The sequence below is a fragment of the Autumnicola tepida genome (assembly GCF_031846485.1).
In the GTDB taxonomy this organism is placed as follows: Bacteria; Bacteroidota; Bacteroidia; order Flavobacteriales; family Flavobacteriaceae; genus Autumnicola; species Autumnicola tepida.
Window position 1 is genome coordinate 73204 of the sequence record NZ_JAVRHQ010000002.1, and the last position, 18076, is coordinate 91279.

Here is an 18076-nt window from a genome sequence, read left to right on the forward strand (position 1 = left end):
TTAATAATCAAGGTATTATTTAGGCACTAAGGCCTCTCTGTTTCTGAATCTGGATGATCTTTGGCTTTATCTCTCTCTGGCCGTGCCCCGCGTTCATTAAACTGAAAGTTTTGTTCATCGGGATTTGGATTTTTATCGCTGTCCGGAAGATTATCATTACTGGCCGGGATATCCAGGTCTTTCGCGGTAAAATCTACCGGCCGGTCACGGTCCAGCTCCTTATCCTGCCCTTTGTTCATGCTTCGGCCTTTTTCGTTTAGGGCCTGTTTATCTTCTTTTGTCACATCTGGATTATAAGGCAGGTCATCAGGTTTTTTCTTTGTGCTTTCTTCTTCCGGTCTGTTCACTTCCTTCTTCATAATTTTGGATTTTAAGTTCTCCCTTAAATTTAAGGAATACGAAAACTTCTTCCAGTTTAATGGGGTTAAAGTCTCGTTAAAGCTGATAAACAAAAAGGAAAGCCATTACAGCTTTCCTTGGTTATTAATATAAATTTAGAATTGAGGAACTATTGCTTTAAAGCAGTTTCATTTCCCAATTCATTATTTTGCTGCGTCTGCTGGGCTACGGATTGTTCAGAATCAAGCATTGCAAGAAATTTATCCAGGTTAGGAATAATTACAATTCTTGTCCTTCTGTTTTTAGCCATATTTTCTTTAGAATCATTTTCAACTAGAGGAGCATAACTACTGCGTCCCGCTGCGATTAGCTTTTCAGGAGAAACTCCATACTTATCCTGAAGAAGGCGAACAATTGCAGTTGCGCGGCGAACGCTAAGGTCCCAGTTGTCCTGCAAATAAGAATTTTCGACCATAGTCCTGTCATCCGTATGGCCTTCGATCATTACTTCCATTGTAGGCTCAGATTTAATAACATCTGCAAGTTTCTTTAAAAGGTCATTGGCTTTGTTGCTCACACGGTAACTCCCGCTATTAAAAAGAAGCTTATCTGAAACGTTGATCATTACCACGGTTTCATCTACGCTAATATCGATATCCTCATCATCGGCCCCTTCAGAAATAGAATTTTTGAGATTATAGGAAACAGCCAGGTTAATGGAATCCTCCAAAGTTTCAGCTCCCTGAACTTTTTCAGGATCCATTTTGGCTATGGTTGCCCTCATCTGCTGCTTATTCTTGTTAGACATAGCAGTGAGATCATTTATTTCCAGCTTCTCATTGTTGGATTCCCTCAGGGAATTGATTTTTGCATTATAGTCGGCTACACGTGCTTCAATAGCATTGTATTTTCCTTCTATTTCTTCTTTGGCCACTCGTGTTTTTTGAAGTTCACTTCTGGTATCATTTAAATTATCTTCCAGTGCCACATATTTTTTCTTGGAAACACAAGAAGTAAACATAGCGGCAGATAAAACGGTAAGTGCGATAGTTTTTTTCATAATAAAGATTTAAGTTAAACTCTTACTCTGTTTTTTAGATCGAGTTACACACCATCCTTTTCCAGAATAATGCCATGCAGTTAACAAAACAGCTTTCGTAATCTTCCGATTAGAATGTGAACCTGCAATAAGAGCTTGATAGCGGGACTTTTAGCTCGGTTTCCTTTTGATTTAAGAACAGAAAGCAGGATTACAACCAAATGTGGTAGATTCGATGGCTGTCTGTGGATTCGGACTAAAAAGTGTGAAAAAATGCCACAGTTTAGGTATCGAAGCTAAAGGTGAAAAATCTTAAGTTTTGAAGCTCCTGAAACAGCAACTATCAATGAGCTGCATACAGATTTAACATAATTTTATTTAACCTTGGCAAAATATAAACTTTTAAAACTTCGTATTCCCCTGCCATTAAGATAAATTTGAAGTCGCACTTTTGATTAATTTGAAAAAGACTAAAAGAATACTCATAAAATCCCTGAAAATCTTTGCTAAAATATTGGCAGGGATTCTTATTCTATTACTCCTTATTATACTTTTTATCCGCAGTCCCTGGGGGCAGGGAATTATAAAGGATAAATTTATTTCCAATTTATCAGAAAAAACAAACACGGTAATAAATGTAGACAAGCTGTTTATTACCTTTTCCGGGGGTATAAGCATAGAAGGGCTTTACCTGGAAGATAAACAGGGAGACACTCTTGTGTATTCCAATTCTCTTGAAGCCGATATACCCCTGTGGCCAATTATAAGCGGAAATGAAATTGGAATTGATGAAGTAGACTGGAACGGGCTTACAGCCAATATTACCCGAAAAGATTCCATTGAAGGTTATAATTTTCAATTTCTCATAGACGCTTTGGCACCGGCAGATACCACGTCTACTGCCCAGGACACCACTTCAGCTCCTATGAATCTTAGTTTAGGCGACTTTAATTTTTCCAATTTTAATATTACCTATAAAGATGATGTAACGGGAATTGACAGTAAAATTCTGCTGGAGGAACTGCAACTGGAGATGGAGGAGACCGATATGGAGAATATGGTTTTTAAAGTCGGGGATTTCAGTCTTTCCAATACCAATTTTAAATATATCCAAACCAAACCCTCTCCACCCAGCGAAAACGAGGAAGAGAGTCCTATGCCTTTTATTTCGGTAAACTCCATTAAAATCACAGATGTTTCCGGAAGGTATCAATCTATTCCTGATGGCATGCTGGCGGTATTAAACATTCAGAATTTAAACAGCGATGATGCCATAATGGACCTGGCCGATAATACTATTGACATTAACTCTTTCCTTTTTGAAAATTCTTTTGTGCGCCTTGAAATGGAAGAGACCGGAAAAGAAGAAACTCAAGGAGAAGTTGCTGCAGCAGAAGAACCTGCAGCACAGAATGAATCTTTCCAGTGGCCGGAATGGAAAGTTAATGTTGACGAGTTATTGCTTCAGAACAATGAGATTACTTATATGGTAAATGGCGCAATTCCTAAAGAAGGGGAGTTTAATCCTAATGCCATAGCTATAAATAATTTTACACTGGAAGGAAGCGATATTTACCTGGAAGGTAAATCTGCCGGGTTGAACCTTAATAAACTTCAGTTTACGGAAGCTTCAGGGATTGATTTTAATGCGCTCAATTTTGATCTTGAAGTCACCGATAAAATGCTGAGGCTTTCAAATCTTAAATTTGCGGCAAATAATAATATTCTTGAAGGAGGTTTTACTGCGGAATACGAAAGTATGGACAGCTTAATAAATAATCCGGAAAACGCTGAAATGGCAGCAGATCTAAGTCATTTCGAAATCGCTTTGGGCGAATTGTTCAAATTTCAACCTGCACTAAAAGAGAATCCTTACCTGGTAGATCTCAGCAAAAAAATGCTAACGGGAAGCCTTCAAATAGAAGGGCCGGTTGCTTACCTGCAAATTCCTTCCACCACAATTTACTGGGGAAATAACACAAGCCTTTCCGCCAGCGGAAGTATCAAAAATCCTACAAATCCGGAAAGTATGTATTTTGATTTTCCAGGGATCAGGATTAGCAGTACCAAAGCAGATCTTGGAAAAATTATAGAGGAAGACAGCCTTGGAGTAAGCCTTCCGCAGAATATCCTTCTCACTGCCAATTTAAGAGGGAATACAGATAATATAACGGCTTCCGCAAGATTAAACACTTCTGAAGGAAACATAAACCTGGATGGCAGTTTCCTTAACAGGGAGCAGATTGCCTTTGATGCCGATCTTAAAGTGGATAGTTTACAGTTGGGAAAAATCCTGAAAAACGAACAATTAGGCGCACTTAACCTAACTCTTACCGCTTCAGGGGAAGGAAAAGATTTGAACAGCCTGGACGCTAATTTGCAAACCACAATTTCCAGTTTTCATTATAATAATTATGCCATTGAAGACCTTACAATTAAAGGGGATATCAATGACGGGCAAGGAACTATTACTTCAGATTATAAAGATGATAATTTAAACGCTGAACTTTCAGCGAACGTATTGCTCGACTCAGTTTCTCCCGTTGTAGATTTGAATCTTAATGTGATTGGAGCAGATCTTACCAAACTGGGATTATCGCAAAGGGAAATAAGAACAGCTTTTCGCTTAAGGGGAATTTATGAGGGCACTGCTGATGGTTTCCAGGTAATTTCCAGTATTAAAGACGGAGTGGTGGTCTACGATAATGAGAGTTACCTCCTGGGTGATTTTGGTGCCGCGGCGTTTGTAACTCCCGACAGTACCGCTATGGCTGTAGACAATAAAATGCTGGACCTCAGGCTAAATTCCAATACCAATCCGGCAGGTTTTATGGATGCTATTATCAGGCATTACCGTCGCTATCTTACCGATGATGTTGAAGTGCCGGATACTTTAAAAAAACCTGTGGAACTGGAAATGAGGGGTAAAATTATTCCTGCACCCATTATGCGGGAAGTTTTTCTAACCAGCCTTGAAGAATTGGATACCATAGATCTTAACGTTAGTTTTGATGAAAGGGAAAGGCTACTTACCGCTTACGTCAAAGTCCCGTTCGTAAATTATGCCGGCATCGAGGTAGATAGCCTTCAGCTTGACCTGGATTCCGGACCGGGGAAATTTGATTTTAACCTTGGCTTTAATTCCCTTGCAGCTGGGCCTCTTGATATAAGGGAAACCATTCTTGATGGAAATATTGAGAATCAAAAGCTATACATGGATTTTAAATCATTTTATGATGGAGAACAGCTTGTTCATGTACAGACCGAAACTTCTAAAGAAAATGACACCGTAAGGATACATTTAAATCCTGAAGAGCTTATTTTCAACAGAAATCAATGGAATATCCCGGCAGATAACGAAGCTTTGTTTGCAGAAAAATCTGCCAGGTTTAATAATTTCCGCATAAACAGGAATGAGCAGGAATTTGCTATTACCAATGAGCTGCCGGATGTGGAGGAAGATCATCTCGCCCTTACATTTTCGAGCTTTAAACTGGCTACCTTACTAACATATCTTAACCCGACTGATACTCTTGCAACCGGCAGGATGAATGGAGAGTTTGTACTGCAGGAGCCTTTTGGCAGTACCGGAATTCTGGCAGATTTGGAGGTGAACGAATTTAACATGCTAAATGTTGATATGGGCACCCTAAGCCTTAACGGGGAATCCCTTGGCAACCAAAACTACGATTTTGGCCTGGCCACAAGTGGAGGAGAAGTAGATATGGAATTAGCCGGGAACTATAAAGCACAGGATACTACCGCCCGGTTAGATATGAAGCTGGACCTTCAAAGGGTGCAAATGTCTGCCCTGGCAGGATTTTCCATGGGCGCGGTAAGCAGTGGGGAAGGCAGTTTTTCAGGAGAAGTGAATATTAGCGGCACCACAGCAAGCCCAAATTACGATGGTGAGCTGAATTTTGATGAGGCCACCTTTACCGTAGCCATGCTGGATGCGCCGTTTACTCTACCCAGTGAAACGCTAAGCTTTAATAACGATGGCCTCTATTTTAATAATTTCAGAATAGAGGATGTAGATAATAATGCGCTGGTTCTGGATGGGGATGTTAATACGGAAGATTTACTAAATCCCGCTTTTGATTTAAGTATAAAAGCAAATAACTTCCAGGCTCTTAATTCTAATGAAGAGGATAATGACCTTTTCTATGGGACTGCTGTTTTTGATGTTGACGCCACCTTAACAGGAGACCTAAATCTGCCAAAGCTGGACATGGAACTGGATATTGGCTCTGAAACCAATGTAACTTATGTTATTCCGGAATCTGAGCTTCAAATGCAGCAAAGGGATGGAATTGTGGTTTTTGTAAACAAAGAAAACCCTGATGCTATTCTCACACAAACTGAAGAGGAAACAGCGGTGGTTTCGGGAGTTAATATAGACGCCCTGGTAAATGTGAATGAAGAGGCTGTTTTCAGCATTATCATTAATCCTGAAACAGGTGATGAATTCCAGGTTCAGGGAGAGGGAGAGCTCAACATGAATATTTCTCCAAACGGAAGGACCACCCTTACCGGAAGATATGAGATGAGTGATGGCTTTTATGAGATGAGCCTTTATAATCTTGTAACAAGAAGGTTTGAAATTGTAGAAGGAAGTACCGTCACCTGGTATGGCGATGCTTACAACGCCGGCCTGGATATTAGGGCAAGGTATAATGTGGAAACTTCTGCCAGTGCCCTAATGGCTTCGCAGATTTCCGGAATAGATGTAAATGAAAGAAATAAATATCAGCAGGAACTACCTTTTCTTGTCTACTTGAATATAGAAGGAGAACTTACCCATCCACGGCTTTCTTTTGGATTGGATATGCCTGAAGAAGAACAGGGGGCAATTGGGGGACAGGTGTATGGCAGGGTCCAGCAACTTAACAAACAGGAACAGGAGCTTAATAAACAGGTGTTTTCGCTACTTGTTCTCAACCGTTTTTATCCTGATGCCGGTTCTGCCGGAACTTCTGGTGGTATTGCCACTATGGCCAGGGACAATTTAAACCAGGCACTTTCCGATCAGTTGAACATGTTTTCAGATAAATTACTGGGAGATACAGGGCTGGAACTTGATTTTGGGTTAGATAGTTACACAGATTACCAGGGAAATGCCCCGCAACAAAGAACAGAGCTGGATATAGCCGCTCAAAAAAGGTTCCTTGATGACCGCCTTATCGTTCGTGTAGGAAGTGAAGTAGACATTGAAGGCGCAAACAGCGACCCCCGGGATACCAATCCATTAATTGGCAATGTGAGCCTTCAGTATCTTTTAACTGAAGATGGACAGTTCAGGTTAAAAGGTTTCCGCCAAAACAGGTATGAAAATGTGATTGACGGGCAGGTAATTGTGAGTGGCCTTGCCCTGGTGTTTACTCAGGAATTCAACAAGTTTTCCGAATTATGGGATGCGCTTTTAAGGCAGCAGGAAGAGAAAGCAAAAGCCAAAGAAGAGGAAGAAACTCAGGTGAAAGAGAATCAAACCGAAGACAGTAATTTAAACGAAAATCAGGATCAGGAAGAATAAATATTGGCCAGGTGAAAAAAAATAGACATTACATATTACCCGTTTTACTTGCAGTTTTCATGATTTACTCCTGTAGCGTGGAAAAATTTATTCCGGAAGGCAAAATGCTCTATACCGGTGCAGAGCTGGAGTTGGACACCACCAGTAAAATTGAGGACCTGTCAGAAATCAGGAGTGAACTGCAGGGGGTTTTGCTTCCTTCCCCCAATACCAAGTTCTTGGGAATGCGTCCTGGTTTATATTTTTATTATAAAGCACAGCGTGAAAATCCAGGTTTTATAAATAAATTCCTGAACAAAAAAATAGGTGAGGAACCGGTTTATCTTTCAGATGTTGAAACTGTGAATACTCAGGACCTTATTTTAAACCGTCTGGAAAACCGCGGATTTTTTTATAGCTCAGTAGGAAGCCAGGTTAATGAAGATGAAGAGAATAAAGAAGCCAATGTTCTCTACAGGGCTCAACTTTCCCAGCCTTACCTTCTTGAAAATTATAAACTGGACAGCGATTCCCTTTTAGTTTATCAGGAAATGGAGAATTATTTGCCGGAATCTGCTATTGAAGAAGGAATGAGGTTTGATTTGCCTAAAATGAAGCTTGAAAGGGAAAGGATAGATAATTACCTGAAAGGAAAAGGATATTATAACTTCAATCCCGGTTTTTTAATCTTCGAAGCCGACACCAATCAGTATGACAATAAGCAATTTGACCTTTTCCTGAAGCTAAAAAAAGATGTGCCGCCAAAAGCTGTTATTCCTTACCGTATAGCAGAAGTTAATGTTTATCCGCATTATACCGTTGGAAGCGATTCCCTTCAACTCGATACAGTTCATTTTGAAAATAAAAATTACATAAGGGATGAAGAATTTTTTAAGCCTAAACGGCTCGACCCTTATATTCTAATTGACGAAGGAGATTTCTACAGCCCGGAAACTTCTGGGAATACCAGCCGCAGGTTAGGATCTATTGGCGCTTACAAATTCGTTAATATTCAATATAATGAAATAGATTCTACAGCCACAGACAGCCTGGGGCTGCTGGAAGCCAATATTTTTCTTTCTCCCCTCAATAAAAGGTCTATTCGTGCAGAATTACAGGGGGTAACAAAATCAAATAATTTTGCAGGGCCAACCCTGGCAGTAACCTACAGTAACAGGAATTTATTTAAAGGTGGCGAAATTCTTAATATTACGGGAAAAGTAGGTTATGAAGCTCAAATTGCAGGAGGTAGTAACACCGGGCTTAGCACCCTTCAGTTAGGTTTAAGCTCAGACCTTATTTTTCCCCGCCTGTTGTTTCCTGTTTCAATAGATGAAAACTGGTTCGATTATTCCATTCCCAAAACAAAAGTAGGTCTTAGCTTTGATTACATGAACAGGAGTAATTTGTTTACCCTTGGCTCTGTATTAGCCAGCTTTGGCTATTTGTGGGACGCCAACCGGTACATTACCCATGAGCTCACCCCAATTTCAGTCGCTTACACAAAACTTAGCAATACCAGTGATGAGTTTGAGCAGATCCTTGATGATAATCCATTCTTGCAAAGCAGTTTTGAGCAGCAGTTTATTGCCGGCCTTACCTATTCCTTTACCTATAACGGGATGGTGGATGAAGGTAAGACCCACCAGTTTTTCATCAATAACACCTGGGATATTGCTGGCAACACCATAAGCCTTTTAGCCGGCACTGGCGACGAAGAACCAAAGGAGTTTCTTGGGCAGGAATATGCGCAGTATGCCAAGACTGATATTGATTTGCGTTATCATTTGAACTTCGGCAAAGATCAAAAAATAGCCACACGGCTTTTTGCGGGCTATGGTTATGCTTATGGTAATTCTGAAGTTCTGCCTTTTATCAAGCAGTACTTTGCTGGTGGGCCTTACAGCGTGAGGGCATTCAGAACCCGTTCCCTTGGCCCGGGAAGTTATTCTGCGGATGATGATGGGATTAGTTATTTTGACCGTACAGGAAATTTAAGGCTGGAAGGAAATATTGAATATCGCTTTCCAATCTTCCAGTTTTTTAAAGGTGCCGTTTTTGCCGATGCCGGAAATGTATGGATCACACAGGAAACCGACCGTGAGGATGGTACACAGGGCGATCTTAGTGATGATTATCTTACCAACGGTAAATTTGGATCAGATTTTATGACAGAACTGGGAATTGGAGTAGGGGTAGGGTTGAGAATAGATATACAGAGCTTTGTTATTAGGTTTGATCTTGCCGCTCCAATGCACGACCCTTCTCTTCCGGAAGGAGAGCGCTGGACTTACGACTTTGGCAGTCCCGTCTTTAACTTTGCTATTGGTTATCCTTTTTAGTGTTGAAGCTTAGGTCCAAAACAAAGATCGCCGGCATCTCCAAGCCCAGGAACGATGTAACCTTTGTCGTTTAGCTTTTCATCAATGGTGGCAATCCATAAATGGGAATTATCAGGAAACTCCCTGTCTACATATTCTATTCCCTCACTGGCACCAATAACAGAAACAAGGTGAATTTCTTTAGGCTTGCCCATTGGTTCCAGAGCCCCCAGGACATTAACAAATGAACTTCCGGTTGCAAGCATGGGATCTGCCAGGAGAAGGATTTTTCCCTCTAGGGAAGGGGAGGCAAGATATTCTACCAGGATCTGGAATTCTTCATCATTGTTTGGATGGTGACGGTAAGCTGAAATAAAAGAATTTTCAGCATCGTCAAAATAATTTAGCAATCCGTTATGGAGCGGCAATCCTGCTCTCAGGATGGAACACACTACAATTTCATCCCGTGGCAAATCTAATTTTGCCTCTCCCAAAGGAGTTTTTACATTTTTTGGATTATACACCAGGCTTTTACTCAATTCGTAACCTAATATTTCTCCGATTCTTTCAATATTTTTTCTGAACCTTAACCGGTCCTTCTGAATATTACTGTCCCTTAACTGGGCTACAAACTTATTGGCGATGGAATTTTCCTCAAGCAGATGGTGTACGGTCATTTTATAAACTCTTTTTTTCAGGAATACTGCAAGTTCTTCAATACTGCCCGTTTTTTCAAAGAAATTTGGATAATTATTTATTTCTAAAGTCAAATCAACAGTTAGTGCTGTATTAATTTTTCTGAAGCAGGAAATATTTTCAGTTAAAAGACTATTCAATAGCAACTATAAATATTAGTATATTAGGTGCGCAGAATGCTAATATTTTATTTATGGAGAAGTACGCCAAAATTGAAAATGAGGGAACAGTAAAGTTTGAGCGAGAATTTCCCAACGAAGTAGGAGAGGTGTGGGAATATCTTATAAATAGCGACAAGCGCGGACTTTGGCTTGCATCTGGAGAAATGGACACGCATCCGGGAGGAAATGTAAAATTGATCTTTCAGCATAGAAACCTTTCACAGGAAGATGATCCAATTCCGGAGAAATATAAAGACAAGGCAGATGGTGAAGTGGTAGAAGGTAAAATAAGGGAAATAAAGATTCCCGATATATTAAGTTTTACCTGGAGTGGGAACTCTGTTGTCACTTTTGAACTTAGAAGATTCTCAGATCTTACTCATCTTTTTCTCACCCATTCCAACCTGGCAAAGGATAGGAACACATTCATAAGTATTTGTGCAGGATGGCACACGCATCTTAATATTTTGTCTGACAGGCTGGAAGACCTGGAACCAAAAGGCTTTTGGTCTGTTTATAACAAACTGGAAGCTGAATATTCAGAAAGATTGTCTTCCATTGATCAGCTTTGAATAATTTCTGCATAAATATTTTGGCTGTATTTTTGTAGCATACAGGTTATGGTACATTTTATCATAAAGTAAAGCAATGAAAAATTTTATTCCTTTTTTAATATTATTGATTTCAGCAGGTGCTTTTGCCCAGATTGAAATTCCAAGAACCACAAACTCCGGAACGGCTATCCCCGCTGCTTCTGAAAGTAAAACCGGTAATTTTCCTGCCTTCAAATTAAAGAAAGAGGAGGATGCACCAAGTGATTTTCTAAAAAAAGAACCTAAAAAACTTGACTTTAGGGAAACCAAAAACGATTTGCTTACCGCTGGAAGCGTTTACGAAAAAAAATGGAAAAAGGATAAAGAAGCCAAAGCAGAGTATAAAAATGACCAATATCTGGGAGACTTCAAAACCGGTGGCAAATTTGTGGAATTGTATTGTCGTGACCATGAGTATGTAGATGGCGATAAAGTAAGGATTTCAGTAAATGGGACTGTTGTAGAACCCAGCATTTCTTTAGGGGCAGGTTATCATCCTATTCTTATTACTTTGGTCAGCGGAATGAATAATATAGAATTTGAAGCCCTTAACCAGGGATCTTCTGGTCCCAATACGGCAGAACTGCGGGTATTTGATGAAAATGGTGAACCGCTTGCCCGCAAGGAATGGAATTTACTTACCGGTGCTAAAGCCAGTTTAATAGTGGTGAAAAACCAGTAGGCCTGGAAAAAAGATGCTATACTTTGGAGGCAAAATCTTTGTCTGCATCCCATTTTCTCTCCTGCAGGTCTTCTAAAGATTTAATCTCATCCAGAGTTTTCTGTATTTCACGCATTTGGTAACGTAAAATCTCACCAACGGCGGGAGGAAAATTTACATATTTAAACCCGTCTTCATATTCTTCCAAAATTGTTTTTTCACCCCTTATACATTCTTCAAGTACTTCCTCGTCATTTTTTCCGGCAAACGCTGTTTTAAAACCAATCCATGCCCGATGGACCGTTCCGGCTATAGTGCCTTCTTTTTTAGATTCCTCCTTTAGGTTTTTAATCCGCTGCTCAAGTTCTGCTATAAATTCTCCTCTTTGTACAGCCTTTGCAAAAAAGAAACGCTTTAAATGGTGGTTATGGGTATCTTCCATAGCCTGTTTAAATCCCTCCTGCGCATCAAAATTTCTTTCCAGTAGATCCTGAAGCTTTTCACCAATAAAGTGGCTTTTATTATTTTCTGTCATTTATCTTATACTTAGAAATAGCCTGAAATATACATCTAATCCTCAACATTATTTTCCACAAATGCTAATTGTGACAAATTTTTGTTTTTTTCTATTCTAGGCTTCGTAAAGCTGCAGATAATAGCTAAGATGCTGTTAAATAACGCGATATGCGATGTTAAATGAACACTGAAAGACTAAAATTATTCCTGCAGTTGGTAAATTAAAGGAAAACCAACTAAAATTAATTTTATGGCAACAACTTACACAAACACAGAAACCTTTCAGGAAAAGGTTAAAAGAAGTTCCTGGGGGGCTATTTTTGCGGGAGCACTTACCGCCCTCGCAGTGGCATTTCTACTAAATCTTTTAGGATTGGGAATAGGATTAACTTCCATAGATCCCATGACGGAGTCTGATCCCCTGGCAGGATTGGGAACAGGAACTATTATCTGGTGGGGGTTATCTAATCTTGCAGCACTCTTTGTTGGAGGTATGGTTGCAGGAAGAATGTCTGGTTTCCCTTCTGCGGCAGATGGCGGGATTCACGGTTTTCTTGCGTGGGCGCTCTATGCCTTGGTCACCTTTTATTTCCTTACGTCTACAGTAGGTTCTATTATGAATGGTATGGGCAATATGGTATCCGGCCTTTTTGGAGGAGACAGTTCCAAACAGGTAACGGTACAGGTAGATAAAGCCCAACAGCAGTCACAGGACCAGGCCAACCTTACTATGGATAAGATCAAGCGCGAGGTGTTGCAGGTAGTAAATACCGCAGAGCAATATGATGTGTTGCCTGATGATGCATCGGGAGAAACCAGGGAAGCTATTGAGCAGACAGGCGCACAGGCAAAAGGATTGATAAAGTCTATGGATATTGAAGAGTTTTTTAACGACCTCCAGTTTGATATTGATGAAAATGGAGATTTGCAGATTAACCTTCAGGGTGATCAGCAGTATATTCAAAAAGAGGAATTAAAGAATTATCTCACTCAAAATACAAACCTGAGTGAAGCTGATATCGACCGGATGATAGAAAACTGGGATGAGCGTATACAGGCAGCCATTGACGATGCCGAACAATTTTATGCTAACGCAAAAGAAAAAGCCGTGGAGTTAAGTGATAAAATCTCTGATGCTGTTGGAACTTTCAGCATTATTGCCTTTGGGGTGTTGCTCCTGGGAGCATTGGCAGGCTTCTTTGGAGGTAGCCTGGGATCGCCGGAGCATACGGTGACTGAAGAACATCATATAAAGGAAGATGAACACGCACGGGAAAGAAATTACCGGGATCGCAGGTAATTCGCTAATTCAATATTTTAGAAAGAGTCGCAAATTTGCGGCTTTTTTTATGAATTGCTTCTTCTTTCTTTTTCAATTTCAGTCGTTCCAGAGAATTATATCAATGAAAAAACAGAAGGAATTATAATTGATCATAATATAATAATTCATTTTTTTCAGTAGATGCCTAAACTATTGTTAAAGAATTTATTTTTACTTCAAACAGTGATGGAATTTTATTAATTTAATATTAAAATTTTCCATTTTAATGAATAGTATAAAAATCAACTCACTACCTCTGGATGAGGTGATTAAGGATATAGCAGGTGAATTACACATTCCATACGAGCAAAATTGCGAACTATATTATATAAACATTCCTGAAAGCCTTGGAGAAGGGAGAATTACCGGTATAAATTTTGAAAACGGTCTTGGGATCATTAGTTATGATTGCACGTTTAAAGAGGATTTTGAAATACGGTTTGTGAAAAGCGATGTACATCCGGTAAAGTTTATATATTCTCTTGAAGGCTCTGTAGACCATTTCTTTAGTAACGAAATTTCAGTTCATGAGATAAACAAGTTTGAAAATGTGATAGTGGCCAGTGAACGGCAAAACGGGCATATTCTAAAATTTAAAGGAGGAATAAAAAACCATTTGAAAAGCGTGGAAATCCAGCGTGAACAATTTCTTTCCAGGACCCGTTGTGAAATAAAAAATATGGAACAGGAAATCCAGGAACTGTTTACCGATGTAAGGGCTGAAAATGTGTTCTATTATGAAGGTAGGTACAGCCTGAAGATTTACGATATTTTTAAAGAGATAGATAACCTACGGAGTGAAGATTTTCTCACGAAAATGTTTATTGAAGGTAAAGTTTACGAGATAATTTTCCTCCAGATTATGCAGTACCAGGACGATTTAAAAGATGAAGGCAGCCGCTCACTTTTAAGGCAGTATGAAGTGGCGCAGGTAGAGAAAGCCGCAGAAATCATACAACTTGACATCACAAATTTTCACAATGTTGATGAAATTTCCAAGGAAGTTGGTTTGAATGCCAATAAACTTCAGCAAGGGTTTAGGGAATTATATGCCCAAACCGTTAACGGGTTTGTAAAAAAGACTCGGCTTGATATGGCTCAGGGCTTATTATTAAACACAGATTATAGCCTGGCCGAAATCGTGGATAGGATAGGGCTAATCAACAAAAGTTATTTCTCCAAAATTTTTAAAGAAAAGTATAGTATTTCCCCCTCTAAATTTCGCCAGGAGAATAGGGGCAATTATCGGGATAAGGTAAATAGCTGAAATTGCTCTTTTATTTCTCCGAATTTTTATAACTTCAGGAAATAAATTTCAGAAATGAAAAAGGTTCTTATCGCTTTAGATTATCATCCGGTAGCAGAAGAAGTGGCCCGAAAAGGTCATGAACTCGCCAAAACTCTTGGTGCCAGCGTGTGTTTATTACACGCCGTAACAGATGTGGGATATTACGGCATGGAATATCCCAGCTTTATGGGATACAACGGCTACAATATCGCCACCGAAATGAACCTGGCTTCCGAAATGAGGACCTTCGCTGAAGATTTTATGAAATCTGCCGTAAAGCATCTTAATGATGATGTCGTTACCTACCACATTACTGAAGGAGATACCGCAACAGGAATTCTTTCCTATGCCGAAGAATGGAATGCAGGTTTAATCGTAATGGGAACCCACAGCCATTCGGCATTAGAAAAACTACTCGTGGGCACCGTGGCTTCCAAGGTACTGGAGCGTACCAAAATTCCTGTTTATATGGTACCGGTTAAGAAGGATTAGAAAAAGAAAATTTTCAGGTACAATTTTTATATCTTTATTCTTCATAAAGATTATTTCTTCTCATTTGTCTATATGTATCCTGAAATCCTAAAGCACCTGTCAGAACACATCACTTTATCTAAAAACGAGGAAGAAGAATTCCTTAGCGTTTTATCTGAAAAAACAATAAACAAGAAACAATTTCTAACAAGGCCTGGACAGAAGGTAGATACAGAATACTACGTGGTAAAAGGATGCTTACAATCCTACTACCAGGATGAAGCCGGCAATAAACACATTATCCAGTTAGCGGTAGAAGACTGGTGGATAAGTGATTTTGAAGCTTTCTTTAGCGACAAAAAAGCAGAATTATACGTTGAAGCAATTGAAGATTGCCTGTTGCTTGGCATTCAAAAGGAAACCCTGGAATTACTTTATGAACGCATTCCAAAGTTTGAACGTTTCTTCCGCATAAAAACAACCAAAGCTTTCGTAGCCTTAAGAAACCGTGTGCTGTCTGCTCTTCAGAAAACCGGGAAACAACGCTACCTGGATTTCTGCGATAATTATCCTCAAATAGAGAAACGGGTTCCAAATTACATCATCGCTAATTACCTGGGCATCAAAGCGGAAAGTCTTAGCAGAATTAGAAAGGAAATCTCCTGACTTAACAATTTTTAACAGCACAGCATAACATACATCAAGCAAAGAGGCAGCTTTACTACTTAAATTTGTGCTGACAAATTAAACTATCAGGATTAAATATTTTCAATTTTAATACTGTACAAAACCGGCTTCTCTGGGGAAAAAATTGCTATGAAAATTACTTTTGAAGTCGGTTTCGGTTTAATTAATTTTTGAATTAAAAAAGAAAAACTATGAAGACTGTGACCAAACAGCCCCTTTTGCAGAAATATCTTATGAATAACCTGGAGCTTGCCAACAGGGTTGTAATGGCTCCTATGACGAGAAGCCGTGCAGATAATCCTGAAAACAAACCCACTGAAGGTTTACAGGACGAATACTATGCGCAAAGAGCCAGTGCAGGTTTAATTATTACCGAAGGATCGCAGGTGTCTAAAGAAGCCGTGGGTTATGTAAACACCCCTGGGATTTACAGCGATGCCCAGATGGAAGGCTGGAAAAAAGTAACTGAAAAAGTACATGCCGCCAATGGTAAAATTTTTATTCAGCTTTGGCATGTTGGCAGGATGTCCCATCCAGATTTTCATAACGGGAATTTGCCTTTAGCCCCTTCAGCTATTAATCCTGAAGCAAAATCTTTTACTCCTGATGGTTTTAAAGACACCGTTACCCCAAAAGAAATGACCGTTGAGGATATTAAAAGAACCGTACAGGATTTTAAAAATGCGGCTAAAAATGCCATGACAGCAGGATTTGACGGAGTAGAAATACACTCTTCCAACGGTTACCTTTTCCACCAGTTTTTTAATGCCACTTCCAATCATCGAACAGATGAGTATGGAGGATCTATAGAAAACCGGGCACGATTCCTATTTGAGGTTTTAGACGCCGTGAAAGAAGTTATGCCCGAAAACAGGATAGGGTTGCGGTTAAATCCTTCTCTTAATGGCATCTTTGGAATGACAATGGACGAAGAAACTATCCCGACTTTCGATTATATAATTGAGAAGCTAAACAAATACGATTTGGCTTACCTGCATTTATCAGAACCCTTTAATGACGTTTCTGATATTCCTTTTGCTGAAACCGAAATTGCAAAAAGGTACCGCCCAATTTACGAAGGGACTATTATTATAAATGGCAATTTTGACCAGGAAAAAGGGAATAATGTTATAGAGGAAGGAAATGCCGATCTTGTGGCTTTTGGAAAACCCTACATTTCCAATCCAGATCTTGTGGAGCGCTTTCAAAAAAATGTTCCTTTAACCCAGTGGGATGAAGATACCTTCTACACACCTGGTAAAAAGGGATATCTTGATTATGAGGCCAAAGCCTTAAATAAAGAAGAAGTAAATTCATAAGAATTTTCTGTACATTGCAATAGAAGAGGTGCATTCCTGAGATTAATTTTACTCTTGGCCCATCCCATGTAAAACCGGGTCTGTAGTATAAAATAATTTCAGGAAGCACCTTTTTCTTTCTAAAACTTTATCACATTCTTTCCTATTGATTTCCCGGACTCCTGGAGCTTGTGTACTTTCTTAAAAGTTTCTGCACTTAACCCCTGAAAAGTATCATTTATAGTAGATTCCAGAACGCCTTCTTCCAACAGGCTGGACAGCCTTTCCAAAATTTCATGTTGTTCATGCATGTCATCTGTCTTTAGCGTGGGACGCGTAAACATTAGTTCCCAGTGAAACGCCACACTTTTGTTCTTCAGCTTATTTAAATCTACAGGCTCACTTGTTTCCACTATAGAACAAATATGTCCCTGTGGTTTAATGAGTTCAGCCATTGCCTCCCAGTGTAGTTCGGTATTAGAGAAATTAAGGATATAATCAACCTCATCAAAACCCGCCTTTTTCATTTCTTTCAGCAAATTTTTATGGTTCACCACCACATCGGCTCCTTTTTCACGAGACCATTTTTCAGTTTCTTCACGGGAAGCAGTGGCAATAACCTTCATTTGGGTAAGCTTTTTCAGCAACTGAATTCCTATGGAGCCTACACCACCGGCACCACCTATTACCAGTATGGTTTTACCCATCCCACTATTTTCAGCAATTTTTAGTCTTTCAAAAATACATTCCCATGCGGTAAGAGAGGTGAGGGGCATGGCAGCCGCCTCTTCCCAGGATAAATTTTGAGGTTTATGGCCCACACTTCGCTCATCCACAACCTGGTATTCCGCATTGCAACCAGGGCGGTTAATAACTCCGGCGTAAAAAACCTCATCTCCTTTTCTAAAGTTTTTTACTTTTTCTCCAACGGCTTCAACCACACCGGCAGCATCCCATCCAATAATTTTCGGGCTTTCAAGTTCCTTTTCTTTGGCGGCACTTTGTCTTACTTTATAATCCACCGGATTTACCGATACTGCTTCGATCTTTACCAGGAGATCATTTTCGCCTGGAGTTGGCTTATCAGTTTCAAATTCTATAAAACTATTTTCTTCTTCAATAGGTAAACTTTTCTTAAATCCTACAGCTTTCATTTTTTTGGTTTTTTATTCT

At 39.6% G+C, this 18076-nt stretch carries 14 protein-coding genes; 9 read left to right on the forward strand and 5 right to left on the reverse strand.

The features are described 5' to 3' along the window. Positions 1–26: 26 nt before the first annotated feature. Both RM553_RS02955 and RM553_RS02960 read right to left on the reverse strand, forming a co-directional pair. Positions 27–359 carry a hypothetical protein gene (locus RM553_RS02955; RefSeq protein ID WP_311533492.1) on the reverse strand — a complete coding sequence of 111 codons (333 nt, stop codon included), beginning with the start codon at positions 357–359 and terminating at the stop codon, positions 27–29. Between the two features lie 149 nt (positions 360–508). Continuing rightward, a complete protein-coding gene (locus RM553_RS02960) occupies positions 509–1399 on the reverse strand; it encodes an OmpA/MotB family protein (protein ID WP_311533493.1) in 891 nt (296 codons plus the stop codon). A 493-nt stretch (positions 1400–1892) separates the two neighbouring features. On the opposite strand from RM553_RS02960, the gene RM553_RS02965 reads away from it, so the two are divergent. Together RM553_RS02965 and tamL are read left to right on the forward strand one after the other, a co-directional pair. Further along, positions 1893–6911, forward strand: coding sequence for a translocation/assembly module TamB domain-containing protein (locus tag RM553_RS02965; protein ID WP_311533494.1), 5019 nt, complete (start codon positions 1893–1895; stop codon positions 6909–6911). Positions 6912–6922: 11 nt separating this feature from the next. Continuing rightward, the gene (tamL, locus tag RM553_RS02970; protein WP_489752710.1) at positions 6923–9232 is read left to right on the forward strand and encodes a translocation and assembly module lipoprotein TamL; all 2310 of its coding nucleotides are present in this window, start codon (positions 6923–6925) and stop codon (positions 9230–9232) included. Here tamL and upp read toward each other — a convergent pair. Then, the gene (gene upp / locus RM553_RS02975; protein WP_311533630.1) at positions 9229–9888 is read right to left on the reverse strand and encodes a uracil phosphoribosyltransferase; all 660 of its coding nucleotides are present in this window, start codon (positions 9886–9888) and stop codon (positions 9229–9231) included. The two genes, tamL and upp, sit on opposite strands and share 4 nt — an antisense overlap. A 212-nt stretch (positions 9889–10100) precedes the next feature. Between upp and RM553_RS02980 the strand changes: the two genes are divergently transcribed. Continuing rightward, positions 10101–10640, forward strand: a complete 540-nt coding sequence (locus RM553_RS02980; protein ID WP_311533495.1) for an SRPBCC family protein — start codon at positions 10101–10103, stop codon at positions 10638–10640. Between the two features lie 76 nt (positions 10641–10716). Then, on the forward strand, positions 10717–11343 hold the full coding sequence (locus RM553_RS02985; RefSeq protein WP_311533496.1) for a hypothetical protein: 627 nt from the start codon (positions 10717–10719) through the stop codon (positions 11341–11343). A gap of 16 nt (positions 11344–11359) precedes the next feature. Here RM553_RS02985 and RM553_RS02990 read toward each other — a convergent pair whose 3' ends face one another. After that, complete coding sequence (locus RM553_RS02990; RefSeq protein WP_311533497.1) at positions 11360–11857, reverse strand: ferritin-like domain-containing protein; 498 nt, start codon at positions 11855–11857, stop codon at positions 11360–11362. Positions 11858–12088: 231 nt separating this feature from the next. Between RM553_RS02990 and RM553_RS02995 the strand changes: the two genes are divergently transcribed. The 5 genes from RM553_RS02995 (at position 12089) to RM553_RS03015 (ending at position 16924) form a co-directional block, all read left to right on the forward strand. Then, on the forward strand, positions 12089–13138 hold the full coding sequence (locus tag RM553_RS02995; RefSeq protein WP_311533498.1) for a hypothetical protein: 1050 nt from the start codon (positions 12089–12091) through the stop codon (positions 13136–13138). 247 nt (positions 13139–13385) lie between these two features. Next, the gene (locus RM553_RS03000) at positions 13386–14426 is read left to right on the forward strand and encodes a helix-turn-helix domain-containing protein (protein WP_311533499.1); all 1041 of its coding nucleotides are present in this window, start codon (positions 13386–13388) and stop codon (positions 14424–14426) included. A gap of 54 nt (positions 14427–14480) precedes the next feature. Further along, positions 14481–14939 (forward strand): universal stress protein, encoded by a 459-nt coding sequence (locus RM553_RS03005; RefSeq protein ID WP_311533500.1) that lies wholly within the window; start codon positions 14481–14483, stop codon positions 14937–14939. 72 nt (positions 14940–15011) lie between these two features. Next, complete coding sequence (locus RM553_RS03010; protein WP_311533501.1) at positions 15012–15584, forward strand: Crp/Fnr family transcriptional regulator; 573 nt, start codon at positions 15012–15014, stop codon at positions 15582–15584. Between the two features lie 212 nt (positions 15585–15796). Then, positions 15797–16924 (forward strand): alkene reductase, encoded by a 1128-nt coding sequence (locus RM553_RS03015; protein WP_311533502.1) that lies wholly within the window; start codon positions 15797–15799, stop codon positions 16922–16924. A 119-nt stretch (positions 16925–17043) separates the two neighbouring features. On the opposite strand, the gene RM553_RS03020 is transcribed toward RM553_RS03015, so the two are convergent. Beyond that, positions 17044–18057 carry a zinc-binding alcohol dehydrogenase family protein gene (locus RM553_RS03020; protein ID WP_311533503.1) on the reverse strand — a complete coding sequence of 338 codons (1014 nt, stop codon included), beginning with the start codon at positions 18055–18057 and terminating at the stop codon, positions 17044–17046. Between the last annotated feature and the right edge of the window lie 19 nt (positions 18058–18076).